Source organism: Rhodoplanes azumiensis, assembly GCF_042682915.1.
Lineage (GTDB): Bacteria > Pseudomonadota > Alphaproteobacteria > Rhizobiales > Xanthobacteraceae > Rhodoplanes > Rhodoplanes azumiensis.
On the sequence record NZ_JBHUIW010000011.1, the window covers coordinates 124,309 to 150,803 of the forward strand.

The window sequence follows — 26,495 nt, forward strand, 5'->3', positions numbered from 1 at the left end:
GAGGGTCGAGAGATGTTTCCCCCGCTTCCGAACCCGACCACCGCCCCGACGCCGCCGCGCTTCGGCGATCAGGATCTGATCAGGCGGTCGGCGTCCACCGTGACGCCGCCCGCCAAGCGGCAGACCGAGGTCGCCAAGCTCATCGACGTGTCGAAATGCATCGGCTGCAAGGCGTGTCAGTCGGCCTGCCTGCAGTGGAACGACATGGTCGAGGAGGTCGGCATCAACGTCGGCGTCTACGACAACCCGCACGACCTGACGCCGAACTCCTTCACGCTGATGCGCTTCACCGAGTGGGAGAACCCGGAGACCAAGAACCTCGAGTGGCTGATCCGCAAGGACGGCTGCATGCACTGCGAGGATCCGGGTTGCCTCAAGGCGTGCCCGGCGCCGGGCGCGATCGTGCAGTACTCGAACGGCATCGTGGACTTCGTCCACGACGCCTGCATCGGCTGCGGCTACTGCGTGAAGGGATGCCCGTTCAACATCCCGCGCATCTCGAAGGTCGACGCCAAGGCCTACAAGTGCACGCTCTGCTCCGATCGCGTCGCGGTCGGGCAGGGCCCGGCCTGCGCCAAGGCGTGCCCGACCCAGGCGATCGTCTTCGGCACCAAGGACGACATGAAGAAGTGGGCCGACGGCCGCATCACGGACCTCAAGTCCCGCGGCTTCAAGAACGCCGGCCTCTACGATCCGCCGGGTGTCGGCGGCACCCACGTGATGTACGTGCTGCATCACGCCGACAAGCCGGAGATCTATGCCGGCCTGCCGAGGGATCCGAAGATCAGCCCGCTGGTCGAGATCTGGAAGGGGGTCGCCAAGTACGCCGGCTTCGCCGCCATCGGCGCGATGGCGGCCGTCACGGTCGTCCACAGCATCTTCTCGGGGGCGAGCCGCGTCTCGCCGCACGACGAGGAGAAGGCGAAGGAGATGGCCGAGACGCCGCCGGCCCGAGAGAACGTCTAGGGAGAACGCGTGATGAGCGTGTCGAACGAGAGACGCGAGGTCGTCGAGGGCGACGCCCTCGAGAAGGGCGATCCGGTCGTCGAGCCGGTCGTGGTCGTTCGCTACTCGACGGCGGCGCGGATCAACCACTGGCTGACGGCGGGGGGCTTCGTGCTCCTCGCCCTCTCCGGCTTCGCCCTGTTCCACCCGAGCCTCTACTGGCTGACCGGCCTGTTCGGCGGCGGCCAGTGGACCCGCACCATCCATCCGTGGTTCGGCGTCTTCCTGTTCCTCGGCTTCACCGGGTTGTTCCTGCGGTTCTGGCGGGTCAACCTGTGGTCGCCGGCGGACGGGAGCTGGCTCAAGAACATCCACACCTTCCTGGCCGGCGACGAGGACAAGATGCCCGAGGTCGGGCGCTTCAACTTCGCCCAGAAGGCGGTGTTCTGGTGGATGGGCATCCTGATCCTGATCATGATCGGGACCGGTGTGGTGATCTGGGAGCAGTATTTCGGCGGCTATACGACGGTGGAGCAGAAGCGCATCGCCGTGCTGGTCCATTCGCTCGGGGCGATCGCCATGGTCTGCATCCTGATCGTCCACGTCTACGGCGCCTTCTGGGCGCGCGGCACCATGACGGCGATGGTGAAGGGCAAGGTCTCGGGCGGCTGGGCCTTCAAGCATCACCGCATGTGGCTGCGTCAGCTCGCCCGCAGCGACAAGACCAACCACGTCCGCACCCCGACCGGCACGCCGGCGGAGTGAGGAATCGGACCGGGCGCCGTCGGCGGCCTTCCGGCAGAATGCGGCGGCGGCTCTTCCTCTCCCCGCGTGCGGGAGAGGGGGGCTCGCTGCGAAGCGGCGAGTCGGGTCAGGGGCCTCTCGTGGATACGGAGGCGCCCCATCGCCCGACATCCGCGCTGGACGCGCGAACGTCGACCTCGTCGGCGCGGCAACAGCCGCGCCCCCGCGCGGCGGGGAGAGGCGACGTTTGGCGCGCCTGCGTTTTTCTGATTAGCTTCCGCGGTCCTGGTCCTGTCACGTGGCCCGTGCGGTTCGTGAGGTGAGTGATGAGCGATTTCGGTACGGGTGCGGGCGGCGTCGGCGAGCTCGGCACCATCACGGCGCCGCCCTTCGCGGTGCGGCCCGATCCCGAGACCCTGTTCCTCCGGCGCAGCGATCGCTTCCGGGCGCTGGCCGAGGGGCATCCCCTGAAGCCCTACCTCGTCTTCCTGGCCGATCTCGCCAGCGCCCAGCACTGGGTGCAGCAGGAGCTGCCGCCCGTGACGCCGCCCGCGGCCGAGACGCTGGCGCGCGCCCGTGCCCACCAGATGCCGCCCCTCGATCGCCAGGGGTTTTCGCCCGATGCCGTGTGCACGGCGACGCTCGACCGCATGCTGGTGCTGTTCGCCGACTGCCCCATGCCGGACCCGGCCCGCGCCGCGCTCCGCCACGTCGCGCGCGCCGATGCGGCGAGCCGCACCGTGATGATGCGGGCGGTCCTCGCCGATGCGATTCCCGTCGAGGCGATCGCCGCGCACGTCCTCGTTGCCGCCGCCCTGCAGGTGCATTTCGCCCGGCTCGCGGCGACGCTCGATCCCAAGGCGCTGGTGCAGGTCGGCGACGCGGTGTGCCCGGCCTGCGGCGACCGCCCGGTCGTCTCGGTGATCGACGAGATCGGCGGCGCCAACCCGGCGCGCTACTGCGTCTGTTCCCGGTGCAGCACCCAGTGGAACTATGTCCGCATCCGCTGCACCTCGTGCGGCTCGACCAAGGGCCTCTCCTATCCGGAGGTCGAGGGCTCGGGCGGCACCGTCAAGGCCGAGACCTGCTCGGAATGCAGCCGCTACGCCAAGGTGCTCTACCGCGACAAGGCGCCGTGGCTCGACCCGGTCGCCGACGACGTCGCCACCCTCGGTCTCGATCTCCTGGTGCGCGAGACCGGGATGACACGCGGCAGCGTGAACCCGTTCATGCTGAGCGTCTGATCACCATGACGGCCCGGCTGAAAGGTCACGCGGAAGCGCGCGGCGCGGCGTTACGGCGCCTGCCGTCGGTCGACGACGTGTTGAAGGCGGACGCCGCCGCTGTGGCGATCGACCGCTTCGGCCGGACCGCCACGGTCGCCGCCGTGCGGGCGGCGCTCGCCGAGACGCGGGCTGCCTTGCGGGTCGGCGGTGACACCCCCGAGCCCGGCGTTTCGTCGGCGCGCGTGGCCGAGGCGGCGCTCGCCCGCCTCGTCACCGATGCGCGGCCCGCGGTGCGGCCGGTGTTCAATCTCACCGGCGTCGTGCTGCACACCAATCTCGGCCGCGCCGTGCTCGCGGAAGCCGCGATCGAGGCCGCCGTCACGGCGATGCGGCGGACCATCGCGCTGGAGTTCGACCTCACGACCGGCAAGCGCGGCGAGCGCGACGGGCTCGTGCGCGATCTCTTGTGCGAGCTGACCGGCGCCGAGGATGCGACCGTCGTCAACAACAACGCGGCCGCCGTGCTCCTGGTGCTCAACACGCTCGCCAAGGGGCGCGAGGCGATCGTCTCGCGCGGCGAGCTGATCGAGATCGGCGGCGCTTTCCGGATGCCCGACATCATGGCACGCGCCGGCGCCAAGCTGGTCGAGGTCGGCACGACGAACCGCACCCACCCGACGGACTACGCGGCCGCGCTGAACGCGCGCACCGGCCTGGTGCTGAAGGTCCACACCTCGAACTACCGCATCGAAGGGTTCACGTCGGCGGTTCCGGCCCGCGACCTCGTCGCGCTCGCGCGTGACAAGAACGTGCCGGTGGTCGACGATCTCGGCTCCGGCACGCTGATCGATCTCGCCCGGTTCGGCCTCGCCCACGAGCCGACCGTCGCCGAGGCGGTGGCGGCCGGTGCCGATCTCGTCACCTTCTCGGGCGACAAGCTCCTGGGCGGTCCGCAGGCCGGCTTCGTCGTCGGCCGACGTGATCTGATCCAGAAGATCAATCGCAACCCGATGAAGCGCGCGCTGAGGGTCGACAAGATCCGGCTCGCCGCGATCGAGGCGACGCTCAAGCTCTATCGCGATCCTGACCGGCTCGTGGAAACGCTGCCGACGCTGCGCCATCTCGCCCGCCCGCAGGCCGACATACTCGCCCAGGCGCAGCGCCTCGTGCCGGCGCTCGCGGCGGCGCTGGGCGACGAGTTCGAGGTGACGGCAGACGCCTGCGCGAGCCGGATCGGCTCGGGCGCGCTGCCGCAGGAGACCTTGTCCAGCGGCGCACTCGTCGCGCGTCCGCGCACGGAGCGCGGCGCCGGCCGGGCGCTGGAGCGGGCGGCGAAGACGTTGCGCGACTTGCCCGTGCCGGTGATCGGCCGCATCGCCGACGGCGTGCTCGTGCTCGATCTGCGCTGCCTCGACGACGAGGCCGGGTTCCTGACAACGCTCGCGTCACTGCGGGGAGGCGCCGATGCGCTGGCTTGACCGCCTGCTCGGCCGCGACACGCCGGCCGTCGACGTCGAGGCCCGCATGGCCGAGGCCTACGACCGCGCGGCGAAGGGCGAGCATGCCGCCGCCCTCGACATCTGGGCCGAGCTCGCCCAGGCCGGGGTGCCGCGCGCCCAGAACAATGTCGGGGCCTGCTTCGCCGAGGGCATGGGGGTCGAGCGCGATCTCGCGCTGGCGCGGCGCTGGCTGGTGCTCGCCGCCGGCAACGGCGATCCGGTCGGGCAGCGCAATCTCGCGGCCTTGCATTTCCGCGGCGAGGACCGACCGGCCGACTTCGCCGAGGCGGCGCGGCTCTATCGCGCCGCGGCCGAGCAGGGCGACGGCCCGGCCCAGGACATGCTCAGCTGGATGCTGCTCGAAGGTGAGGTCGTCCCGCGCGATCCGCCGGAGGCGCGTCGCTGGGCCGAGGCGGCGGCGAAGCAGGGCATCGCCGCGGCGATGACCCGCATGGGCATGCTCTATCACGACGCGATCGGCGTTCCGCGCGATCCGGCGGAGGCGGCGCGCTGGTGGCGGCGCGCCGCCGCGCGCGGAGACGCCGACGGCCAGGCGATGCTCGGCGCCGTCCTGATGACGGGCGCAGGCATCGCGGCCGATCCGATGGAGGCGCTCGTCTGGCTGCTGCGCGCGCAGGCCGGCGGCAGTGCGCTGGCGGCACCGTTCCTGCCGGCGGCGCGCAGCGCGCTCGACGCGGCCGGCCTGTCCGAGGCGGCCCGCCGGGCTGCCGCGCCGCTTCCCGATCCCGGCCCGCTCGATCTGGCTGCGCCCGAGGCTCCCGCCGGGCCGGAGGCTCTTGCCGGGCCGGAGCCTCTTGCCGGGCCGGAGGCCCGGCCATGATCGTCGGCACGGCGGGCCATATCGACCACGGCAAGACCTCGCTGGTGCGGGCTCTGACCGGCGTCGACACCGACCGCCTGAAGGAGGAGAAGGCGCGCGGCATCTCGATCGATCTCGGCTTCGCCTATGTGCCGACGCCCGACGGCGGCGTGCTCGGCTTCGTCGACGTGCCGGGCCACGAGCGTTTCGTCCACACCATGGTGGCGGGCGCGAGCGGCATCGATCTCGTGCTGCTGGTCGTCGCCGCCGACGACGGGGTGATGCCGCAGACGCGCGAGCATCTCGCCATCGTCGATCTGCTCGGCATCCGGAGCGGCATCGTCGCGCTCACCAAATCCGACATGGTCTCGGCGGAGCGGCGCGCCGAGGCGACCGCCGAGATCGCCGCCGCGCTCGCCGGCACCGGCCTCGCCGCCGCGCCCGTGGTGCCGGTGTCGTCGGTGACGGGCGAGGGGATCGAGGCGCTTCGTGTCCTGCTGTTCGAGGCGGCGCACACGTTCGGCCGCCGCGACGTGGCGGACAAGAAGTTCAGGCTCGCGGTCGATCGCTCCTTCACGCTCGCCGGCACCGGCACGGTGGTCACCGGCACGGTGCTGTCGGGCCGCGTCGCGGTCGGCGACCGCATGACGGTCAGCCCGTCGGGTCTCGCCGCGCGCGTTCGCTCGATCCATGCGCAGAACCGGCCGGCCGAGCAGGGGATCGCGGGCGACCGCTGCGCCCTCGCGCTCGCCGGTGATCGGATCAGTAAGGAGGCGATCCGGCGCGGCGACATGGTGCTGGATCCGACGCTCCATGCGCCGGCCGACCGCATCGACGTGACGCTGCGGCTGTTGCCGGGCGAGCCGAAGCCGCCGACACAGTGGATGCCGGTGCGGCTGCATCACGCCTCGGCCGAGGTCGGCGCCCGCATCGTGCTGCTCGACGACGCCCCGCCGGCGCCCGGCCGCGAGGGCCGCGTGCAGCTCGTGCTGGAGACGCCGATCGCCGCCGCGATCGGCGACCGCTTCGTGCTGCGCGACGTCTCGGCGAGCCGCACCATCGGGGGCGGCCGCTTCCTCGATCTGCGCGCGCCGGCCCGCAAGCGCCGCACGCCGGAACGCATCGCCCAGCTCGACGCGCTGGCGCTCGACGATCCCGGCGCGGCGCTCGCCGCGTTGCTCGCGCGGCCGCCCGCGCATGTCGAGCTGACCGGCTTCGCCCGCGATCATGCGTTGTCGGACGACGCGCTGGCGCGGCTGATCGAGACGCTCGGCATCGTGCGAATCGCCGACAAGGATCTGCTGATCGGCCTCGCCGCGCCGACCTGGGACGCGCTGACCCGCGACGTCGTCGCCCGGCTCGACGCGTTCCACGCCGAGAACCCGGACCTGCCCGGCGTCGGGCTCGAGCGGCTGCGCCTGCAGATCGAGCCGCGCCTGCCGGCGCCCGCCTTCCGCTCGGTGCTGCAGGGGCTCGCCCGCGCCGGCGCCGCCGTGCTCGAGGGCGCCTGGGTGCGGCGACCCGGCCATGCGGTGCGGCTGAGCGAGGCCGAAGAGCGGATCTGGCAGCGCATCGCGCCGAGGCTCGGCGGTGCCGAGCGGTTCAGGCCGCCGCGGGTGCGCGACCTCGCCGGCCTGTTCGCGATCGACGAGGTCTTGGTGCGGCGCGTCCTCAGGCTGACGGCGCGCACCGGCCGGGTCGACGAGGTGGCGCACGATCATTATTTCCTGCGCGGCACCGTCGCCGAGATGGTGACGATCGCGCGCGAGCTCGCGGAGCAGCCGAGCGGCAGCTTCACGGCGGCCCAGTTCCGCGACCGGGTCGACAACGGCCGCAAGGTGGCGATCCAGATTCTGGAGTTCTTCGATCGCCACGGTGTCACCTTGCGTCGCGGCGATCTGCGGCGCATGAACAAGCATCGGCTCGATCTGTTCGGTCCGCCCGCGGCGGACGGTCCGCCCGCGGAGCCTCCGCGGCCGGACGTGACCGCTGCGGACACGGACCAGCACGGAAGAGAATCGTCCCCGGTGGGGCGTCCGGACTTCAAATCCGGGAGGGGCCGCGAGCCGGTCTCTGGTGGGTTCGACTCCCATTCTCTTCCGCCACCCTTTCGGAGCGCGCGATGACCACCTCGGCCGCCATGCCGGTCTCCACGCTGCCGTTCCTCGTCTCGCTCGAGGCCGCCGCCGGCCATGCCGAGACGGAGGAGCATGCGTTCCGCCGCGAGGCGGCGCAGCGCATCGCGGCGCTTGAGCAGGCGCGGGCCGTCGCCTATCGGCGCCTCAATCTGATGCGGTTTCTCGCCGAGGCGATGGCGGGCGCCGACGCCGAGGCGAGTGCGGTGGCGATCAGCGTCGCGGTGTTGCGCGGAAAGCTCGGCTGGCACGACGACAGCGACGCGCGGACCGAAGTCTTGGAGAGATTCGCGCCGGTCGCGCAGGCGCTGTTTCGCGCGCTCGGCGGCGAGGACGAGCCGGAGCCGACGCCGGCCGCCGCGCTCGCCGGTTTCGAGAGCTGGTACGCCGACAACCGCCACGGCCCGTTCTGGACGTTGTTCGAGACCTCCATGCCGGAGACGCCGCTTGTCGATTTCTGAGAACGCGGCTCCTGTCATTCCGGGGCGCGGCGAAGCCGCGAGCCCGGACTTCAGCGAGGGCGGTGGTGGTCGTGGCCGGATTCCGGGTTCGGCGCCGGCGCGCCGTCCCGGGACGACGATGGATGGTGCCCGGCGATGACCCGCCGTCTGCTGATCGTGCTGCTCAACACCGACCCGCGCAATCCCGAGGAGCTCGGCGCGCCGTTCTATCACGCCGCCGTCGCGGCCGCGATGGACTACCGGGTGGACGTCGTCTGCACGGCGACGGCCGGTCGTCTGATGCGCAAGGGCGTCGCCGAGGCGATCCACATCAAGCCGGGGCATCCCAAGACCGTGCACGACTGGATCAGGGAGGCGCACGACCAGGGCGCCCGCTTCTGGGCCTGCCCGGCCAATCTCGATCTGTTCGACATGACCGAGGCGGATCTCATTCCCGAATGCAGCGGCATGATGGGCGCGGCCGCGATGATCCGCGACCTGATGGAAGGCGAGTGCCGGGTGCTGACGTATTGAGACCTTCGCCCGTTCGGGCTCGATTCTGACTCGTCATGCCCGGCCTCGTCCCGGCCATCCACGACGCGGCCTCCGGCCGCGCAACGGCGTGGATGGCCGGGACGAGCCCGGCCATGACGGAGGCTTTCGACGGAGCTTGCTCGTGGCCAGAATCCTGGACGTCGATTATCCGGACGATCTGTTCTACGACATGGAGAATCAGATCTGGTACGCGGCCGAGCCGGGCGGGACGGTGCGGGCCGGCTTCACGCCGTGGGCGGTCGGGCTGATCGGCGACGTTCTGGTGTTCACGCCGAAGCGCACCGGGCTCGATTTCGAGAAGGATCGCTGGATCGCCATGGTCGAGGGCGGCAAGTGGGTCGGCGCGGCGCGCGCGGGATTCGACGGCACCGTGCTGGGGCACAACGAGCGGCTGGTGGACGCCCCCGAGCTGATGATGAAGGATGCGTTCGGCGAAGGCTGGATGATGCGCCTGCGTCCGGCCCGCGACGACTGGCGCGACGGCCTCGTCACCGGCGAGGCGATCGGGCCGGCGTTCGACGCCTGGCTGCTCACGGGCGCGTACAAGGACCGCTCCGAGTAGCCTTCCCGTTCTTTCCTGCGAAACGGCCGTCCGGCCTCCGATTCCACATCCAAGAAGACTGGCGACGCGGGCCATGCCTCCGCGTCGAACGAGGAACGCTCATGACTCGACGACTGCTCGCCGTGGTGACCCTGCTCGCCACTTCGGCTCTCCCTGCCTTCGTCCTTCCCGCCGCCGCCCAGACGGCCGCTGCTCCGGCCTCGACGGGCCTCACCGGCCCGCTGGTGCTCGAGAAGCAGGGCAGCTTCTTCGTCGGCGGCCGCAACGTGACCTCCGACACGCTGTCGACCCTGCCGGCCTATGCGGCGTCCGGCACCATCACGGTCGAGCAGATGTATGTGCGCTATCAGGTGCCGGTCGCGGCGCAGCGCCCGCCCGTCACGCTGATCCACGGCTGCTGCCTCACCGGCAAGACCTGGGAGACGACGCCGGACGGGCGCATGGGCTGGGACGAGTATTTCGTCCGGCGCGGCCACCCGACCTACGTGATCGACCAGGTGTCGCGCGGCCGCTCGTCGGCCGATCCGAGCCTGGTCAACAGCGTCAAGCTGGGCAAGACGCCGGCCGACAAGACGCCGCCGATCTTCGCTGCCGGCCAGGAGGCCGCGTGGGCGATCTTCCGCTTCGGCACCGAGTACCCGAAGGTGCATGACGGCATGCGCTTCCCGGTCGCCGCCAAGGACGAGTTCTACAAGCAGATGGTGGTCGACTGGATCGCCACCATGCCGACCCCGAACCCGACCGTGAAGGCGCTCTCCGAATTGTCCAAGACGCTCGACGGCACCGTGCTGATCAGCCATTCGCAGTCCGGCATCTATCCGTTCCAGACGGCGGCGCTCGACACCACGGGCATCGCCGGCATCGTCTCGATCGAGCCCGGCACCTGCCCGGCGGCGACCGGCGACCTGAAGCCCTACATGAACATCCCGATCATGGTGCTGTGGGGCGACTACGTGGAGACGTCGTCGCGCTGGGCGCCGCGCCTCAAGGCGTGCCGCGAATTCGCCGAGGCGCTGACCAAGGCGGGTGGCCGCATCGATCACGTCGTGCTGCCCGACCTCGGCATCAAGGGCAACTCGCACATGCTGATGCAGGACGACAACAGCCTGGAGATCGCCGACCGGCTGGTCGCCTGGATCGAGAAGAACGTGAAGGCGAAGAAGAACTGAGGGCCGTAAAGGCTTCCTCCTCGTCATTCCGGAAGCCACGAAGCGGTTGTCCGGAATCCATAACCCCGGTCTGATGTGTCGAGAACCACAGGGGTTATGGGGTCCGGGCTCCGGCCTTCGGCCGGCCCCGGAACGACCAAAGTCGGAGTTTCAGCAACCTTCTACGGGTCCGGCTTGCGCCGGGCGCGCTGGAGGGTCTGGCGCGGCTGCTCGCCGAAGGCCTCCTTGTAGGCCGCCGTGAAATGGCCGAGATGCGTGAAGCCGGACCGCCGTGCGATCTCGGCGACGGTCGTCTCCGGTTCGCCGCGCTCCAGCCGCTCGCGGGCGAGCATCAGCCGGTGCCGGCGGACGAACTGCACGATGGTGCAGTCGTGGTTCGCCCGGAACAGGATCTGCAGCGAGCGCAGCGACAGCCCGGCGTGCCGCGCCATGGCGACGAGATCGACGTGACGTTCGGCATAGGCCCGGATGTACTCCACGGCGCGCCGCAGCGCCGCGCTGTTGCGGCCGACCGTGGTGGAACCGCGCTCACGGACCAGCGCCAGGATGTCGGCGAGCCGGAGCACCAGATTCTGCTCGTGTGCGCGGCGGAACATCGCCTGGTCGAGGACACGGGCCGGCTTGTCGTCGATGGTCGCGATCAGGCGCCGCAGATGCTCGGCGAAATCCTGCAAGCCGGGCAGGCGCGGCTCGAAGAAGACGGCATCGAGAATCCGATCGACCTCGGCGTCGCAATCCATGGCCTGCAGCGCGAGGTCCAGCTTGTCGCGATCGATGCGCAGAACCAGGTGGTGGCCGGGCGTGTACCGCAGGCGCAGCGGGTTGGACGGCAGCAGCCCGGCGACGCCACCTCCGAGGATTTCCCGTGACCGAGCCCCCGAGCTGATCGAGATGGCGGAGGTGGTCGGGATCAGAAGTCGCACCGTCCGGCGGCCGACCGCCTCGACCTCCAGATCCGCCGTGTGCCCCACCGAGGCGATGGCCGTGCCCGTATGGATCTCCCCCAGCATGATCGCCTCGACCGTGCTGCTGAAGCGGCCCGGTCGGAGCTGCTCCAGCCGGACGATCTCCGGAATGATCGTCTGCGCACGGGCCCGGTGCTCGTCGACGTCGGTCGCGCTGAAGAGAGGAAACCGTTTCAGCATTGTCGGGTCGTGGGGTGGCGCTCGAATACTGTGTCGGCCCCACAAATCACATTGTCTATACTACCTTTTCCGATCTTGGTGCGGAATCGGGATAGTCTTGCGTCTTTGGGAGTATTGGAGATTGAGTTTTATATTAATATAAACTTAGCGTTTTGCCGTCAGAATTACTAGAAATAATAAATACGGGCTAATTCCAATACGCAAGAGCCCCATCGACCATGGCCGCCGCGTCCGACGCGACGGCCGATCGTTCTCTCGTGCCCGGAGCTCACGACTGCCATGTCTCTGCTCACCCGCATCACGATTCTTCCGAAGATCCTCGCCCTCATCCTGCTGCTCGCGGCCGTCGCCGCCGGCGGCACCTGGTATGCCGGCCGCACCATGACGGCGATCGACGACGGCTACTCGCACTTCCTCGACAACGACGTGGTCGCCTACATCTCGATCGCCCGCATGTATCGGGCCGTCTACCAGCAGGGCATGTTCACGGTGCGGGCGATCGCCGAGACCGACGAGGCCGAGAAGCGAACCAATGCGGCGCGGGCCGAGAAGGCGCTCGACGACGTCGTCGCCTATGCGAAGACCGCGCGGGAGAAGATGCCGCGCCTCGCGGCGCGCCTCGACGACGCCGACCGGGTGATCGCGGACATCCGGATCAAGATGCGGCCGGTGATCGATCTCGCCATGAAGGGGGAGCAGACGCGCGCTAACGAGCTGATGCGCGCGACCGTCGACCCGCCGATCCGCAAGGTGCTGGCCGACGTCCTGGCGATGGCCAACGAGCTCGATCGCGACATCAAGCAGGGCTCGGTCGATCTGACCGACACCACCCGGGCGGCGGTGTCGCTCAACTACCTGATCACCGGGCTCGGCGTCGCGCTGGCGCTCATGCTCGCCTTCGCGGTGGCGCAGTTCGGCATCGCGCGGCCGATCACGCGGCTCGCCGCCGGCATGCGCCGTCTCGCCGACGGCGACTTCGGCGTGGTCCTGGCCGGCGTCGGCCGCAAGGACGAGGTCGGCGAGATCGCCGACGCGGTCGAGGCGTTCAAGCTCAAGGCGGCCGAGAAGGCGCGGCACGAGGCCGAGCAGAAGGCCGAGCAGGACCGGATCGCCGCGGCGCGCCGCAAGGCCGACATGATCGCGCTCGCCGACGGCTTCGAGGCGGCGGTCGGCGACATCGTGAAGACCGTGTCGTCGGCCTCGACCGAGCTGGAAGCCGCGGCCGGCACGCTCACTCGCACGGCCGAGAGCACCCAGGAGCTGGCGACCACGGTCGCCGCCGCCTCCGAGCAGGCCTCCGCCAACGTGCAGAGCGTCGCCTCGGCGACCAACGAGATGTCCTCCTCGGTCGGCGAGATCGGCCGCCAGGTGCAGGAGGCGACCCGCATCGCCGGCGAGGCGGTGCGCCAGGCCGAGAAGACCGACGGTCAGATCACCGAGCTGTCGCAGGCGGCGAACCGCATCGGCGACGTCGTCAAGCTGATCACGGCGATCGCCGAGCAGACCAACTTGTTGGCCCTGAACGCGACGATCGAAGCGGCTCGCGCCGGAGAAGCCGGCAAGGGCTTCGCGGTCGTCGCCCAGGAGGTCAAGGCGCTCGCCGCCCAGACCGCCAAGGCGACCGGCGACATCGGCGCCCAGATCGCCGGCATGCAATCGGCCACCCAGGTGTCGGTCGGGGCGATCAAGGAGATCGGCGGCACCATCGGCCGCATCGCCGAGATCTCCTCCGCCATCGCGGCCGCCGTCGAGGAGCAGGGCGCCGCGACCCACGAGATCGCCCGCAACGTCCAGCAGGCCGCCGCCGGCACCACCCAGGTCGCGGCCAACATCACGGAGGTGAACCGTGGCGCCGGCGAGACCGGATCGGCGTCGAGCCAGGTGCTCGCCTCCGCCCAGTCGCTCGCCCACGAGAGCGCCCGGCTGCGGGTCGAGGTGGATCGCTTCCTCGTCGGCGTCCGCGCCGCCTGACCCCGGAGCGCGATCGTGACGAACCCGGTTCATTCATACGCGATCGGCCCGGCGCCGCCGGACGACGAAACGGCTCTGCGGCGCCGGATCGCCGGTCTGCGGCGACGCTCCGATCACCTCTCGACCCTGTTGTTCTGTCTGGTCTGCTGCCTCGACGTGATCGCCGACGGCCTGGTCGAGCACGCGCTGGCCGAGCACGGGCAGACCGAGAACGGGCAGGCCGAGCACGGGCAGGCCCGGGACGGGCAGCCCCGGGACGGGCAGGGCAGGGAGGCGCGGGCGCTGCTCGCCCGCATCGAACAGGTGAAAACCGAGGCGGCGTCGGCGCGCCAGCGCCTGCACGAGACCGAACGGCTGCTGCACGGCCGCGGCCGGGTCGGCGACGTGGCCTGGCACGTGTGACGCCGCGACCGCGGAGCGACGCCGGCGGACCTCACGCCGGCGTCGGGAACTCCTCGCCGCGCCAGTCGTGCGGCACGGCGAGCCGGCCGGCGACGATCTCGGCCGCGATCGCCGCGATTCGGGTGCGGACGTCCTCCGGCACCCGCGGTGCCATGGTGAGCCGCACCGCCTCCGGCGTGTCGAGGCCGACCTGGCGGATATGGCCCGCCGCGAAGCGTCCGGCCGCCTTGTCGGCGACCGCCTGGAAGACGGCGCGGCCCGAATCGGCGCAGGCCGAGGCGATGAAGACGTCGGGCACGATGGTGGTCCAGTCGACCACGTTGCCGATCTGCGGCACGCCCGTCTCGCGGCACGCCTCGACGGCGCCCATGCGGCCGGCATTGAGCATCGTGAACACGACGTCGGCGCCCGCCGCGATCATCGCGGTCGCGACCTTCTTCGACAGCGCGTCGTCGTCCTGATTGCCGGAGAAGTTGGTGAGCAGCTTCGCCGTCGGATTGGTGTGCGCGACGCCGGCCGCGTAGCCGGCTCGGCCTTTCAAGCCGGGCACGACCCGGATGCCGGACATGTGACCGACCACCCCGGTCTTGGTGATCAGGCCGGCGAGCGCGCCGGCCAGGAAGGCCGACTGCTCCTGCAGCACCTCGTAGCTCGCGAGATTCGGCCCGGTGACGTTGCCCTGCGTCACCACGAAGGCGACGTCGGGGAACTCCGTCGCGACGACCTTGGCGGCGGCATTGTTCTGGCCGCCATGGGCGACGACGAGATCGGGCTTCTTCTGCGCCAGCTCGCGCAACGCGGTGGCCAGCGCCTCGGGCTGCGGCGGGACGTTCTGGGTGACGTCGAGGTCGGCCGAGACGACGGCCGCGGCGAGCTTCAGGCCCGCGTGCCCGGCCTGCATGAAGCCGCGGTCGTCGATCTTGCCGGCGAACAGCGCGGCGACCTTCAGGCGCGCGGCCGCGGCCGGGACGCTGCCGAGCAGCGGCAGCGCGCCGCCGGCGGCGCCGAGCAGAAGCGTGCGGCGGTCGATCCTCGTCGATCTCATGGTGTCGGCCCTCCTCGCCAGCGTCTCCCGGGCAAGTCCGAGACCAGCCGTGCGTGCCGACATGTATCCGGGGCGCGGACATAAAAAAAGCGCGGCCCGGGGGCCGCGCTTCGCCTCTCGACCGTGATCGGCTCGACCGTGATCGGCGCGGGAGCCGCGGCCCACCTCAGTGCGCGGCGGCGGCCGCCATCGCCTCGCGGGCGGCGGCCGGGCTCTCCATGGCGGCGACGCGGTTGCGCACCGCCTTCTGCACCTTCTCGAAAGCCCGCACCTCGATCTGCCGCACGCGCTCGCGCGACACGCCGAACTCGTCCGCGAGCTCCTCAAGCGTCACCGGATCGTCGGCGAGCCGGCGCGCCTGGAAGATGCGGCGCTCGCGATCGTTGAGCACCTCCATGGCCTCGGCCAGCGCCTTGCGGCGGTTGTCGAGCTCCTCGTGCTCGGCGAGCCTCGTCTCCTGGCTGTCGCTGTCGTCGACCAGCCAGTCCTGCCACTCGCCCGAATCGCCGTCGTCGCGGATCGGTGCGTTGAGCGAGGCGTCGCCGCCGAGCCGGCGGTTCATGTCGATGACGTCCTGCTCGCCGACGCCCAGCCGCTTGGCGATGATCGCCACCTGGTCGGGGCGCAGATCGCCTTCCTCGAGCGCCGAGATCTTGCTCTTCGCCTTGCGCAGGTTGAAGAACAGCTTCTTCTGATTGGCCGTGGTGCCCATCTTGACCAGCGACCACGAGCGCAGGATGTACTCCTGGATCGCCGCCTTGATCCACCACATCGCATAGGTCGCGAGGCGGAAGCCCTTCTCGGGCTCGAACCGCTTCACGGCCTGCATGAGACCGACATTGCCCTCCGAGATCACCTCGGAGATCGGCAGGCCGTAGCCGCGATACCCCATGGCGATCTTGGCGACGAGGCGGAGATGGGAGGTGACGAGCTGCTGGGCGGCGTCGCGATCACCATGCTCGCGCCAGCGCTTCGCCAGCATGTATTCCTGCTGCGGCTCCAGCATCGGAAAGCGGCGGATCTCGTCGAGATAGCGGGCGAGGCCCGACTCGGCGTTGATCACCGGCATGGAAGCGGATTGGGCCATCGATAGCGCCCTCCAAGTTGTGCCCCCGTGTCGCGGCGGGCGTTGAGACGCCGCCGCTCCAGGAGCCGACGACGCCCTGCTGCGTGCGACGGCGTTCGCCGATCGCGCGTCGCAGCATACACGGGCGGGTCGTTCGACGGAACAAGAAGAGGCGTCACCGTCACGTGACGACCCTGTGACCAATCGACCTATGGCGTTGATGTCGCACCGTTTTGGTTACCGACGCCGTGGTGGTCGTGGTTACCGGTTCGTTGGCTCACGAGACCGTCACGACCTTGTACGATCGGCCCGGCCGATCCGATCACCGGCCGTGTCGCGCCCGGTTCCGAATCGCTCGGTCCAGTTTTCGGTGACCGACAGTCGGGCGCATCAGCGCCGCACGCATACGAGCGCGCACGGCCTCAACGTCGCGCGAGGTCGATGGTTCCCCCACCCAGCACCTTATGTAGGTGGGCGAGATCGGCCGGCAAGGGGGCGCGCCAGACCAGGTGCTTGCGGGACTTCGGGTGCTGGATGCCGAGCAGGAAGGCGTGCAGGGCCTGGCGGCCGAGGCCGTCCAGGATGGTCTGCGCCTCGGTGGGCAGCAGCGTCGCCTTGGTGCGGAAGCCGGGACCGTACACCGGGTCGCCGATCAGCGGGTGGCCGAGCGAGGCGAGATGCACGCGGATCTGATGGGTCCGGCCGGTCTCCAGCCGGCAGGCGATCAGGCTCGCCACCGGCTCGCCGGATTTTCCGCGGTACTTTTCTACCAGTTCCCAGTGGGTGATCGCCTCGCGGCCGTCCGGCCGGATCGCCATCTTGTCGCGCGACTGGGGGTGGCGACCGATCGGCTTGTCGATGGTGCCGCGGGGACGGTCCGGCACGCCCCAGACGAAGGCGAGGTAGCCGCGCTCCAGCGGTCCGGTGCGGCCGTGGTCGGCGAACTGGCGCGACAGCGCGCGGTGGGCCTTGTCGGTCTTGGCCACCACCATCAGGCCGGTCGTGTCCTTGTCGAGCCGGTGGACGATGCCGGGCCGCGCCACCCCGCCGATGCCCGACAGGCTCTCGCCGCAATGGGCGACCAGCGCGTTGACGAGCGTGCCGCTCCAGTGGCCGGCCGCCGGATGGACGACGAGGCCGGCCGGCTTGTCGATCACCAGGAGCTCGTCGTCCTCGAACACCACGTCGAGCGCGATCGCCTCGGGCTGCGGCTCCGGCGGCTCCGGCGGCGGCACCTTGACCAGGATGCGCTCGTTCGCATTGACGCGCTGGCCGGGATCGCGGACTGTGCGGTCGCCGATGGCGACGTGGCCGCCCAGAATCAGGCTCTTGAGCCGGGAGCGCGAGTAATCGGCGAGGCGGGCGGCGAGCACACGGTCGAGTCGATCGCCGGCCTCGGCAGGCGCGACGACGACCGTCTCGTGGCGATCCCCTTCGGTCATGACCTCTCCGCACTCCTCCCGTGAACCGGCCGGCGCCGGCGCCGCACCCGACGACACGCCGCTCGATCCGGAACAGGCGCGCTTCATGGCGCGCGTCAAGTTTCTGATGGCCCTGTCCGGCGTCGCCACCTTCCTGGGCATCGCCGTGGTGCTCGGTGTCGTGGGCTACCGCGTTTCAAAGAGCGGGGGAAGCACCGAAAGCGAGGGGACCGTCCAGCTGCCGAAGGGCGCGCGAATCACCGCCACGATGGTCGCCGGCGAGCGCGTCGTGGTCACGGTCGAATCACCGGCGGGACTCGAGATTCGCAGCTTCGACGCCCAGACCCTCAAGCCCGCCGGCCGCCTCCGCTTCGTCACCGAGCCGTGAGCCGGGGCGCGCCGCACATCGATGCGCCCGGAGTCCGGCCCGTCCTCGGCGCTCGCTCGCTCGACCGGCCGCGCCCGCCGTCACGGAGCGAAATCGGCACGCCGGACAGACCGGCACCGGACCGCTTGCACTCGCGCCCGAAGGCGGCTATGTCCACCTCCACGCTCCCTTCGTCTAGCGGCCCAGGACGTCGCCCTCTCACGGCGAAAACAGGGGTTCGAGTCCCCTAGGGAGCGCCATCGGCCCTTAAGGCCTTGATCCTCCGAGAAAACCTGTTCGTCCTCCGCGTCTCGAGCGGCTCTGTCCGTGTCGTCGCGGGGCGTTCGCGTGACCGCGCGCCTCACCGCCCGCCGAGCGCGTCGGTGAAGAACGCGCGCGCGATCGCGATGGCGTCGGCGCGTGCGGCCGCGTCGGCCGGGAGGCTCCGGGGGCTGCGGCCGGGGGCGTCGAAGCCATGGGTGGCGCCCGGATAGACGGTGAGCGCGATGTCGGCGCCTTCGGCGCGGCTCCTGTCCACCAGCGTGACGCAGCGTCGCGGCGAGACCTCCGCGTCGGCGTCGCCGATCAACACCCGGACCGGCGCGTAGGGCCGCAGGCCGGCCTTGAACGCGCCCCGCAGGCCGCAGCCCGGATAGAACGCCAGCGCGGCCCGGAACCCGGTCGCCGGCGTCGCCGCGGGCGCGTTCGGCCCGGCCCCCGGCGGCGGCGCCGCCATGGCGGCCAGCACGGCGCTGCCGCCGTTCGACCAGCCTTGGAGGCCGATGCGGTCGGCGATCACGTCGTCGCGGCCGCGCAGCCAGGCGAGCGCCCCGTCGGCGTCGAGCGGACGCACCGTCACCTCGTTCACGTCGGCCGGACGCTGCGCATGCGTGCCGCGGGCGAAGCCGGCCGGATGGCCGCGCGGGCCGAAACCGTCGACCAGCACGGCGACGTAACCTTGCGCCGCCCAGAAGCGGCCCCAGAAGGCGTGCCGCCGCGACAGGGTCGAGGCATCGTAGCGACCGCCCGCGCGCGAAGAATAGGCGCCGCCGCGGCCGTGCATCATCACCACGGCGGGGTGGCGGCCGGAGTCGGCCGGCGCGAACACGTATCCGACCAGGGTCGTGCGCCCGTCGGCGCTCGGAAAGGTGACGCGCGCGGGCAACGTTCGGTCGGCCGGCGCGGCCGCGGCGGGAAGCATCGAGAGCGCGAGCATCGGCAGGGCGGCCGGCAGGCGCCGGGGGGAGGGACGGGGCGGCCCGCTCACCACGGGGCGAAGACGCGGCGGATGTAGCGGCGCGTCCCGAGCGTGCCGATTAGGAACACCACGGTGTTGCCGGTCCACGAGGTGTCGCCGGTGAGCATGCTCCAGCCGAGCATGGCGGCGAGACCGCCGATCAGAGCGCCGGGGTGAACCCGCCGATACAGCCCGACGAGCAGATGGGTCAGGATCGAATCCGCCGACACGCCGTGCAGCTCGGAGCGCGGCGAGCCGCGCCGGGCGTCGGCCAGGCGGCTGTGGACGCGCTGCAGGGCGGCCTCGGCGGCGATCCGCTCGCCCGGCGTCGTGGCGCCGGCGAACAGCGCCTCGATCTTCTGCAGCTTCTCGCGAAGATCGCTCTCGGTGGACATCGCGGCCCCTGGACTCGAGTCGTGCCACGACCGAAGCGACCACCGGACGTGCCCAGCGTCAAGCCGGACGCGCGAGTGCCCGGGGCACGGGCACATCTTCTGCGCGCGCGTCTCGGGTCGGCCGGCGTCGCGGGCACGCCGCGAGCGGTGATTCGCGCCGCCCTTCGGGGCGGAGCCGCCCAGGTCCGACTCGGCCGGGGCGCGCCGGACGGCGATCACGCACGCGGCATTTGCGAATTCACGAGCGGCCTCGAAAGCGAACCGGGCCGGCCGGCCGCACGCGCTGGTGGACGATCAGCCGCCGTCTCTCACACGCCGGCGCCCGAGAGCGCGAAAACCACGATTTGCTAATCAGTAGAATAGCGAGGAGCGCCGCGCGTTCGGGCGGGTCCGCCATACCGAAACGGTCGTACTTACGGATATTCATGCCGTGCCGGCCGGCGTAGCGTTCCGCCGGGTCACGAATGAAGGGCACTCGAGGCGGGCGAGCACGCCCCGCCGCCGCCTCCTCGTCGAATCAAATCATCAGCTCGTCGAACGCGCCGCCCGTCGCGGCGCGCCGCTTGCGCCTGCGCGTGATCCGACGACCCCCGTGCCGCCGGGCGACGTCTGCCGTCCCGGCCCATCGCGACATCGTCTCGGAGCTGGTCTTGAGGATTCTGAAAGCCATCAACAAAGTCCCGGGGGGACTGATGGTCGTGCCGCTGTTCCTCGGCATGGCGGTCAACACCTTCACGCCGAATCTCCTGAAGATCGGCGGCTTCACCGAAGCGCTCAGCGGCGTCGGCTATCCCACCGTGCTCGGCATGTTCCTGTTCACGGCCGGAACCAAGATGACGCTGAAGACCGCGCCCCGCATGCTCAAGCGCGGCTTCGGCATCCTGGTCGCCAAGGTCGGCATCGCCACCACGATCGCGCTCTCGGTCGCCTATTTCCTCGGCGGCGACCTGTTCGGCCTGTCGAAGCTCGCCCTCCTCGTGGCGATGAGCGACACCAACGGCGGCATGTTCCTGGCCCTCACCAGCGCCATGGGCGACAAGGAGGACGCCGGAACCTACGTGCCGCAGAGCATCGAGACCGGCCCGTTCCTGACCATGATCATCCTGGTCGGCGCCGGCCTCGCCAACATCCCGTGGATGACCATGGTGTCGGTGATCGCGCCGATCGCGGCGGGTGCCATCCTGGCCAATCTCGACGAGGATCTGCGCGAGTTCTTCGGCTCGCACGAGCCGATCATCGTGCCCTTCATGGCGTTCACGCTCGGTCAGAACATCAACCTGATGAACGTCGTCAACGGCGGCCTGCTTGGCGTCGTGCTCGGCATCATGACGCTGGTGATCACCGGCCTGTGCTGCATCGCAGCCGACAAGCTGCTCGGCGGCTCGGGCATCGCGGGCGCGGCGGCGTCGAGCACGGCCGGCAACTCGGCGGCGGTGCCGAAGGCGGTCGCCATGGCGGACCCGACCTACGCGGCGATCGCTCCGATCGCCACCGTCCAGGTCGCCGCCTCGGTGATCGTCACCGCGGTTTTGACTCCGATCCTCACCTCGTGGATGTACAACCGCGTCCAGAAGCAGCGCGCCGCCGCCGGCCGGACGGCGACGCCCGGTGCGGCTCCTGCCGCGACACCGGCGACCGCCGGTGCGGCGCCGGCCGAGTGACGTGAACCAGAACGCCGGAGTGCCATCATGAACAGCATCGACCGCGCAACCGCCGACACGCTGATCGCCCGGGCGATCGGCCAGGCGGTCGCCGACTACAAGCGCCCGATCTGCGTCGCCGTCGTCGACGGGACCGGCCATCTCGTCGGCTTCTCGCGGATGGACGGGGCGCCGCTGCGCTCGATCCAGATCGCCATCGGCAAGGCCTACTCGGCGGCGCGCCTCGGCGTGCACACCGACGCCTTCCTGGAGCGGCTGCATCGTGAGCAGGTGCAGGCCCGCGACTTCTGCGACGAGAAGATCACGTCGCTGCCCGGCGGCGCCGTGCTCAAGAGCGGCGACGGTGCCGTGATCGGCGGCGTCGGCGTCAGCGGCTTGAAGTCGGAGGAGGATCAGGCGATCGTCCACGCCCTCGCCGATCTCGTCGGCCGCGACGCGCTCTGAGCCGCTGCGGCGACATCCTGTGAAGGTCGTTCGGGCGGACTCCGGCCGGGGCCCGCCCGCTCGGCGCCGGCCCGCGGCGCCGGTCCGGCGCTGCGGCGCCCGCCGGCAGCGCCCACCAATGTCCAACGAGCCAAGGACCGAACCTCCATGTCCAAGCCGAAAGTTCTCGTCACCCGCATGATCCAGCAGGAGAACATCGATCGCCTGCGCGAGCGCTTCGACGTCGAGATCAACCCGGACGACCGCGCCTACACCAAGGACGAGCTGAAGCAGAAGGTCGCCGGCAAGGATGCCGTGCTGTCGATGCTGACCGACACGATCGACGGCGAGGTGCTGGACGCCGCCGGGCCGCAGTGCAAGATCGTCGCGAACTTCGCGGTCGGCTACAACAATTTCGACGTCGCCGCGGCGACGCAGCGCGGCGTCATCCTGACCAACACGCCGGGCGTGCTCGACGACGCCACCGCGACCCACACCATCACGCTGATGCTCGCGATGGCGCGTCGCATCGTCGAGGCCGACAAGTTCGTGCGCGCCGGCAAGTGGGGCAGCTGGGCGCCGCTGTTCTTCATGGGCCTCGACGTCGACGGCCGCACGCTCGGCCTCGCCGGCGCCGGCCGCATCGGCAAGAACGTCGCCCGCAAGGCGGCCGCCTTCGGCATGAAGATCCTCTACACCGACGTGAAGCCCGATCCGGATTTCGAGAAAAGCCTCGGGGCGCGGTTCGTCGACAAGGCGACCCTGCTGGCCGAATCCGACTACGTGACGTTGCACGTGCCGCTGCTGCCGGAGACCCGCCACTGGATCGGCGAGAAGGAGCTCGCCGCCATGAAGCCGACCGCGGTGCTGATCAACGCGGCGCGCGGGCCGGTGGTCGACGAGAAGGCGCTGGCGCGCGCCCTGAAGGACAAGGTGATCTGGGGCGCCGCCCTCGACGTGCTCGAGAACGAGCCTTCGGTCGAGCCCGAGCTCCTCGGCCGCGACAACGTGATCCTCGCGCCGCACATCGCCTCGGCCACGCCGGAGACGCGGATGAACATGGGCCGCATCGCGGTCGCCAACATCGTCAAGGTGCTGTCGGGCGAAGCCCCCGACACCTGCGTCAATCCCGCGGTGCTGAAGAGTTGATACCAACGGCCTCCGGCACTGCTCACACCGTCACCTTGAGGTGGCAGCGCGAAGTGCAGGCCTCGAAGGGCGCCGGCCATCGATCTCGGGCTCGCCCGAGATCGACACCATCGAAGCCAAGTCGGCGACGCCGACTTGGGGGGCCGCATCCTTCGAGGCCCTTCGGAGTTTACACTCGGGCCGCGCGAAGCGCGGACCCGGGTGCCGGGCGGCTCAGGATGACGGGTCAAGGCGCAGGGCCGTGGGTATACGGCGCCGTCGGATGTGACGCGAAACCGACGTCCGCTCGTTCATCCGTGGAAGTCGATGCCGGCGAGGCTCACGGCCGGCTCCGCGCCGCGGCGGGCTCGGCCTTCGGCTTGTCGTCGGCCGGGACGGCGGCGGTATTGAACGGCACGAAGTCCTGATGCACGCAGCGGTCGGTGCCGATCGCGGTGCGCCAGTCGATCACCTTCTCCTTCAGGATGAAGAAGGCGTAGTAGACGGCGTGCCGGGCCTCGGGGTCCGAGCGCAGGCAGACGATCCAGGCCGGCCCGCCGATGCGCTCGATCCAGCGCGGCTCCGCGATCGCGAGACCGGCCGCGTCGATCGGCGTGCTCGCCTGCTTCATCGCCTCGGCGACGAGCTTGCGATAGGCCGGCACCGGCTCGGGCGACAGCACCGCGGTCTTCTCGTAGGAGTCGTCGAAGAACGGGCCGCTCAGGCTGCAGCCGGCGAGCGCGACCCCGAGACCGAGGGCGATCGCGACTGTCCGCCCGCATGACGCCGACGGCGATCGACGGCCGGTGCGTGGTGGGGGCCGGCTCCGTTCGGCCGATCGGTCGCGATCCTGCCCGCCACGTCGTGTCACACTCGCCTTCACGCCCTTGCCCCGACGATCAACGCCCCGCTTCTCGCCTGCCGGAGACTTGCGTCGAATTTGCGATGCAGGGCGACGGTCGGCACGGCGGCCGGCGAGGCTTTCGTTCACGCGCCCGCCGGCACCACTCAGCCGCGCATCAGCGCCGTGACATGCACGGCGACCGAGCGGGCCAGGCCCTGCAGGTCGTAGCCGCCTTCCAGGAGCGAGACGAGCCGGCCGCCGCAGCAGGTGTCGGCGACGTCCATCATCCGCTTGGTCACCCAGGTGTAGTCGGGCTCCAGGAGGTTGATGTTGGCGAGCGGGTCGCGCATGTGCGCGTCGAAGCCGGCGGAGAGCACCACGAGGTCGGGCCGAAAGTCGAGCAGGCGCGGGATGATCACGCTCTCGAACGCCTCCTGGAACTCGTCGCCGCCGTCGCCGGCCCGCAACGGCGCGTTGACGATGGTGCCGTGCTCGCCCCGCTCGGAGGCGGCCCCGGTGCCGGGATAGAGCGGCATCTCGTGGGTCGAGCAGTACATCACGTTGCGGTCGGCCCACAGGATGTCCTGGGTGCCGTTGCCGTGATGGACGTCGAAGTCGATGACGGCGACCCGCTCGGCGCCGTGCCGGTCGCGGGCGTGGCGGGCCGCGATCGCGGCGTTGTTGAAGAAGCAGAAGCCCATCGGCTGGGTGATCTCGGCGTGGTGGCCGGGCGGCCGCATCGCGCAGAAGGCGTTGGCGACCCGTCCCGTCATCACCTCGTCGACGGCCAGCACGGCGCCGCCGACGGCGCGCAGCGCCGCCTCGTAGGTGCCGGGCGACATCGAGGTGTCGGAATCGAGCTGCACCATGCCCTCGGTCGGCGCCGCCTCACGGATCGCGTCGATGTAGTCCTGGGTGTGGCACAGGGCGATGCGGTCGATGGCACAGACCGGTGCCTGGTCGCGGGCGAGCGACTGGAACGCCTCCTGCTCGAGCACGCGGTCCACCACGCGGATACGGTCGGGCCGCTCGGGATGGCCGAGCGGCGGGATGTGTTCGAGGGCGGCCGGATGGGTGATGTACAGGGTCGTCATCGGATGCATCGGTGATGGAATTTCAACCATATCGCGTCGTCGGCGCCCTGGTGTCAAAAGAATCTTCGCGGCGGGCTTGTGCCGGCCGGGCGCGTCGCGGGTCGACGCGGCGGCGAACCCTCCGCGCCAGTGTCGCGGGTCGGGTGTCGCGGGTCGGGTGTTTGGGGCCGGGCGTCTCGGACACAGGGCCGGAGCGGCGGCGTCGCGCGACCGCGAATCTGGCGAGACACTGGAACCGCTCTGTTGATCCGGGCCGGGCGGGCACGTATGGTCGCGCCCGCGAAACGCCGCCATGGGGCGTAGCCAAGTGGTAAGGCAGCGGATTTTGATTCCGCCATTCCCTGGTTCGAATCCAGGCGCCCCAGCCAGGCCCCTTCAAGTCTTTGAGAACTATGAGGGTCGTCGCGGCGACGCGCGCGGCGGCGTCGCCGCCTGCGGGGCCGCCGCGCGCCGGCGCGACCTTCGTGTCTCTCCCACGGGAGCGCCGCGGGTTCGGTCGATCGGGCGGAAAGCGTCTCAGGACCGCTTGTAGCGGTTCGGCACGAAGGGCATCGGCGCGACCCGGACCGGCAGCCGCTTGCCGCGCACGTCGGCGGAGAGCAGCGTCCCTGCCGCCGCGCACTCCGCCGTGACGTAGCCCATCGCGACCGGCGCGCCGAGGCTCGGCCCGAAGCCGCCCGACGTCACCGCGCCGACCGGGGCGCCGCCCTCGGCCGGCGCGTAAAGCATCGTGTGGGCGCGGACCGGTGCCCGCCCCTCGGGCAGCAGGCCGACGCGGCGGCGCGCCGTCCCCTCGGCGAGCTGGCGCAGGATCACGTCGGCACCCGGAAACCCGCCGGCGCGGGGGCCGCCCGTCCGTCGCGACGTCTGGATGCTCCAGGCGAGCCCCGCCTCGATCGGCGTCGTGTGCGTGTCGAGATCGCTGCCGTAGAGGCAAAGGCCGGCCTCGAGCCGCAGGCTGTCGCGCGCCCCGAGCCCGATCGGCGCGACGTCGGGGTTCTGGAGCAGCGCCTCGCACAGTGCCTCCGCCTTGGCGGCCGGGACGCTGATCTCGTAGCCGTCCTCGCCCGTGTAGCCGGAACGCGACACCAGGCAGGCTTCGCCCAGGATCGTCACGGGCTGCGAATCCATGAATTTCATGGCCGCGACCGCGGGGGCGAGCGCGGCGAGCGCCGCCTCCGCCTTCGGCCCCTGCAGGGCGATCAGGGCACGGTCGGGCAGGGGCTCCACGGTGCAGCGGTTGCCCAGCGCCGCGCGCAGATGAGCCTCGTCGGCCGCCTTGCAGGCGGCGTTGACGACGAGAAACAGATGATCGCCCTGGTTGGACACCATCAGGTCGTCGAGGATGCCGCCGGCCGCATCGGTGAACAGCGCATAGCGCTGCCGGCCCGGCGCCAGCGACACGATGTCGGCCGGCACCAGCGTCTCCAGCGCGAGCGCGGCGTCCTCGGCCTTTCCCGAGGGGGCCCGCAGCACGATCTGGCCCATGTGGGAGACGTCGAACAGGCCGGCCTTCTCGCGCGTGTGAAGATGCTCGGTCAGGATGCCGGCCGGGTACTGCACCGGCATGGCGTAGCCGGCGAACGGCACCATGCGGGCACCGCGCCGACGATGCAGCGCATCGAGCGGCGTGTGGCGAAGAGCGGACGGGGACGTTTCGGAGGTTGTCTCGGTCATTGCGGTCCTGGCGCGGTCTCGGCGCGGGTCGGACCCTCTGCCGGTGACGCCGATCGGCGCCGCAATGTGGAGAAAGGCGGCCGCCGGCGCAAGGGCGCGCCGGCGGCCGTGTCTCGGTCGGGCGGACCGGCCGGGGCGGCCGGCCGGTCCGGATGGTGGTGATCGCTTGGGCTCAGACGAAGCGGAAGTCGTCGGCCGTGAGGGCCGAGAGCTGCGCGTTCCACAGGGTCAGCGTGGTGTCGGCGTCGATGGCGAAGACGACGTCGTCACCGGCCTGGACGGCCGTGGCCATCGCGGCGGCGTAGTCGGCGAACAGGTCGGTCGAGAACGCGATCACGTCCTCGCCGGCCGTGAAGCCGTCGACGAAGTCGCGGCCGTAGCCGGCCTTGAACACGAAGGTGTCGTGGCCCTCGCCGCCGATCAGGATGTCGATCCCGGCGCCGCCGTCGAGCGTGTCGTCACCGGCGCGGCCGTCGAGCAGGTTGTCGCCGGCATTGCCGGTGATCACGTTGCCGAGGCTGTTG

The 26,495-nt window shown here is 70.8% G+C and carries 24 protein-coding genes, 3 tRNA genes and 2 pseudogenes; 19 read left to right on the forward strand and 10 right to left on the reverse strand.

Annotated features, from left to right (window positions below):
• Window positions 1–12: 12 nt before the first annotated feature.
• From fdxH to ACFSOX_RS11645, 11 genes and pseudogenes are all read left to right on the forward strand, one after another.
• The gene (gene fdxH / locus ACFSOX_RS11595; RefSeq protein ID WP_378477971.1) at window positions 13–966 is read left to right on the forward strand and encodes a formate dehydrogenase subunit beta; all 954 of its coding nucleotides are present in this window, start codon (window positions 13–15) and stop codon (window positions 964–966) included.
• A gap of 12 nt (window positions 967–978) precedes the next feature.
• Window positions 979–1,710: a formate dehydrogenase subunit gamma gene (locus ACFSOX_RS11600; RefSeq protein ID WP_378477972.1), complete on the forward strand. Its 732-nt coding sequence runs from the start codon at window positions 979–981 to the stop codon at window positions 1,708–1,710.
• Between the two features lie 305 nt (window positions 1,711–2,015).
• Window positions 2,016–2,933 (forward strand): formate dehydrogenase accessory protein FdhE, encoded by a 918-nt coding sequence (fdhE, locus tag ACFSOX_RS11605; RefSeq protein WP_378477973.1) that lies wholly within the window; start codon window positions 2,016–2,018, stop codon window positions 2,931–2,933.
• Between the two features lie 5 nt (window positions 2,934–2,938).
• On the forward strand, window positions 2,939–4,393 hold the full coding sequence (selA, locus tag ACFSOX_RS11610; protein WP_378477974.1) for an L-seryl-tRNA(Sec) selenium transferase: 1,455 nt from the start codon (window positions 2,939–2,941) through the stop codon (window positions 4,391–4,393).
• Window positions 4,380–5,255, forward strand: coding sequence for a tetratricopeptide repeat protein (locus ACFSOX_RS11615; protein ID WP_378477975.1), 876 nt, complete (start codon window positions 4,380–4,382; stop codon window positions 5,253–5,255). The genes selA and ACFSOX_RS11615 overlap by 14 nt, the downstream gene beginning before the upstream one ends.
• Window positions 5,252–7,084: pseudogene (gene selB, locus ACFSOX_RS11620) on the forward strand (selenocysteine-specific translation elongation factor); the annotation flags it as partial. The gene ACFSOX_RS11615 and the pseudogene selB, both read left to right, overlap by 4 nt.
• A 159-nt stretch (window positions 7,085–7,243) precedes the next feature.
• Window positions 7,244–7,339: transfer RNA gene (locus tag ACFSOX_RS11625), tRNA-Sec, on the forward strand.
• Between the two features lie 17 nt (window positions 7,340–7,356).
• A complete protein-coding gene (locus ACFSOX_RS11630) occupies window positions 7,357–7,830 on the forward strand; it encodes a hypothetical protein (RefSeq protein WP_378477976.1) in 474 nt (157 codons plus the stop codon).
• A gap of 135 nt (window positions 7,831–7,965) precedes the next feature.
• Window positions 7,966–8,343, forward strand: coding sequence for a DsrE family protein (locus ACFSOX_RS11635; RefSeq protein ID WP_378477977.1), 378 nt, complete (start codon window positions 7,966–7,968; stop codon window positions 8,341–8,343).
• 142 nt (window positions 8,344–8,485) lie between these two features.
• A complete protein-coding gene (locus tag ACFSOX_RS11640; RefSeq protein ID WP_378477978.1) occupies window positions 8,486–8,926 on the forward strand; it encodes a glycine cleavage system protein H in 441 nt (146 codons plus the stop codon).
• 101 nt (window positions 8,927–9,027) lie between these two features.
• Entirely contained in the window at window positions 9,028–10,095 is a 1,068-nt protein-coding gene (locus ACFSOX_RS11645; protein WP_378477979.1) for an alpha/beta hydrolase family protein, read from the forward strand.
• Window positions 10,096–10,256: 161 nt separating this feature from the next.
• On the opposite strand, the gene ACFSOX_RS11650 is transcribed toward ACFSOX_RS11645, so the two are convergent.
• Window positions 10,257–11,240 carry an AraC family transcriptional regulator gene (locus tag ACFSOX_RS11650; RefSeq protein ID WP_378477980.1) on the reverse strand — a complete coding sequence of 328 codons (984 nt, stop codon included), beginning with the start codon at window positions 11,238–11,240 and terminating at the stop codon, window positions 10,257–10,259.
• Window positions 11,241–11,519: 279 nt separating this feature from the next.
• Here ACFSOX_RS11650 and ACFSOX_RS11655 point away from each other — a divergent pair, with 279 nt between their 5' ends.
• On the forward strand, window positions 11,520–13,211 hold the full coding sequence (locus ACFSOX_RS11655; protein WP_378477981.1) for a methyl-accepting chemotaxis protein: 1,692 nt from the start codon (window positions 11,520–11,522) through the stop codon (window positions 13,209–13,211).
• A 15-nt stretch (window positions 13,212–13,226) separates the two neighbouring features.
• Window positions 13,227–13,613, forward strand: a complete 387-nt coding sequence (locus ACFSOX_RS11660) for a hypothetical protein (RefSeq protein WP_378477982.1) — start codon at window positions 13,227–13,229, stop codon at window positions 13,611–13,613.
• A gap of 31 nt (window positions 13,614–13,644) precedes the next feature.
• Here ACFSOX_RS11660 and ACFSOX_RS11665 read toward each other — a convergent pair whose 3' ends face one another.
• The 3 genes from ACFSOX_RS11665 to ACFSOX_RS11675 all read right to left on the reverse strand — a co-directional run bounded on the left by ACFSOX_RS11665 (window position 13,645) and on the right by ACFSOX_RS11675 (window position 17,166).
• Window positions 13,645–14,658, reverse strand: a complete 1,014-nt coding sequence (locus ACFSOX_RS11665) for a BMP family protein (protein WP_378477983.1) — start codon at window positions 14,656–14,658, stop codon at window positions 13,645–13,647.
• Window positions 14,659–14,824: 166 nt separating this feature from the next.
• Window positions 14,825–15,745, reverse strand: a complete 921-nt coding sequence (gene rpoH / locus ACFSOX_RS11670; RefSeq protein WP_378477984.1) for an RNA polymerase sigma factor RpoH — start codon at window positions 15,743–15,745, stop codon at window positions 14,825–14,827.
• A 401-nt stretch (window positions 15,746–16,146) separates the two neighbouring features.
• Window positions 16,147–17,166 (reverse strand): RluA family pseudouridine synthase, encoded by a 1,020-nt coding sequence (locus ACFSOX_RS11675; RefSeq protein WP_378477985.1) that lies wholly within the window; start codon window positions 17,164–17,166, stop codon window positions 16,147–16,149.
• Window positions 17,167–17,251: 85 nt separating this feature from the next.
• On the opposite strand from ACFSOX_RS11675, the gene ACFSOX_RS11680 reads away from it, so the two are divergent.
• Together ACFSOX_RS11680 and ACFSOX_RS11685 are read left to right on the forward strand one after the other, a co-directional pair.
• Window positions 17,252–17,533, forward strand: coding sequence for a hypothetical protein (locus tag ACFSOX_RS11680; protein ID WP_378477986.1), 282 nt, complete (start codon window positions 17,252–17,254; stop codon window positions 17,531–17,533).
• Window positions 17,534–17,696: 163 nt separating this feature from the next.
• Window positions 17,697–17,772: transfer RNA gene (locus tag ACFSOX_RS11685), tRNA-Glu, on the forward strand.
• Window positions 17,773–17,873: 101 nt separating this feature from the next.
• Here the strand turns inward: ACFSOX_RS11685 and ACFSOX_RS11690 are convergent.
• Both ACFSOX_RS11690 and ACFSOX_RS11695 read right to left on the reverse strand, forming a co-directional pair.
• Complete coding sequence (locus ACFSOX_RS11690; RefSeq protein WP_378477987.1) at window positions 17,874–18,677, reverse strand: dienelactone hydrolase family protein; 804 nt, start codon at window positions 18,675–18,677, stop codon at window positions 17,874–17,876.
• A gap of 98 nt (window positions 18,678–18,775) precedes the next feature.
• Window positions 18,776–19,144, reverse strand: a complete 369-nt coding sequence (locus ACFSOX_RS11695; protein WP_378477988.1) for a hypothetical protein — start codon at window positions 19,142–19,144, stop codon at window positions 18,776–18,778.
• 650 nt (window positions 19,145–19,794) lie between these two features.
• On the opposite strand from ACFSOX_RS11695, the gene ACFSOX_RS11700 reads away from it, so the two are divergent.
• The 3 genes from ACFSOX_RS11700 to ACFSOX_RS11710 all read left to right on the forward strand — a co-directional run bounded on the left by ACFSOX_RS11700 (window position 19,795) and on the right by ACFSOX_RS11710 (window position 22,377).
• Window positions 19,795–20,805, forward strand: coding sequence for a 2-keto-3-deoxygluconate permease (locus ACFSOX_RS11700; RefSeq protein ID WP_378477989.1), 1,011 nt, complete (start codon window positions 19,795–19,797; stop codon window positions 20,803–20,805).
• A gap of 27 nt (window positions 20,806–20,832) precedes the next feature.
• Complete coding sequence (locus ACFSOX_RS11705; protein ID WP_378477990.1) at window positions 20,833–21,249, forward strand: GlcG/HbpS family heme-binding protein; 417 nt, start codon at window positions 20,833–20,835, stop codon at window positions 21,247–21,249.
• 147 nt (window positions 21,250–21,396) lie between these two features.
• Complete coding sequence (locus ACFSOX_RS11710; protein ID WP_378477991.1) at window positions 21,397–22,377, forward strand: 2-hydroxyacid dehydrogenase; 981 nt, start codon at window positions 21,397–21,399, stop codon at window positions 22,375–22,377.
• Window positions 22,378–22,696: 319 nt separating this feature from the next.
• Here ACFSOX_RS11710 and ACFSOX_RS11715 read toward each other — a convergent pair whose 3' ends face one another.
• Window positions 22,697–23,227, reverse strand: coding sequence for a hypothetical protein (locus ACFSOX_RS11715; protein ID WP_378477992.1), 531 nt, complete (start codon window positions 23,225–23,227; stop codon window positions 22,697–22,699).
• A 137-nt stretch (window positions 23,228–23,364) separates the two neighbouring features.
• Window positions 23,365–24,294 carry a histone deacetylase family protein gene (locus ACFSOX_RS11720; protein WP_378477993.1) on the reverse strand — a complete coding sequence of 310 codons (930 nt, stop codon included), beginning with the start codon at window positions 24,292–24,294 and terminating at the stop codon, window positions 23,365–23,367.
• A 293-nt stretch (window positions 24,295–24,587) separates the two neighbouring features.
• On the opposite strand from ACFSOX_RS11720, the gene ACFSOX_RS11725 reads away from it, so the two are divergent.
• A tRNA-Gln gene (locus ACFSOX_RS11725) sits at window positions 24,588–24,662 on the forward strand.
• Window positions 24,663–24,810: 148 nt separating this feature from the next.
• Here the strand turns inward: ACFSOX_RS11725 and gcvT are convergent.
• Both gcvT and ACFSOX_RS11735 read right to left on the reverse strand, forming a co-directional pair.
• Window positions 24,811–25,971 carry a glycine cleavage system aminomethyltransferase GcvT gene (gcvT, locus tag ACFSOX_RS11730; RefSeq protein WP_378477994.1) on the reverse strand — a complete coding sequence of 387 codons (1,161 nt, stop codon included), beginning with the start codon at window positions 25,969–25,971 and terminating at the stop codon, window positions 24,811–24,813.
• A gap of 172 nt (window positions 25,972–26,143) precedes the next feature.
• Window positions 26,144–26,495: pseudogene (locus ACFSOX_RS11735) on the reverse strand (calcium-binding protein); the annotation flags it as partial.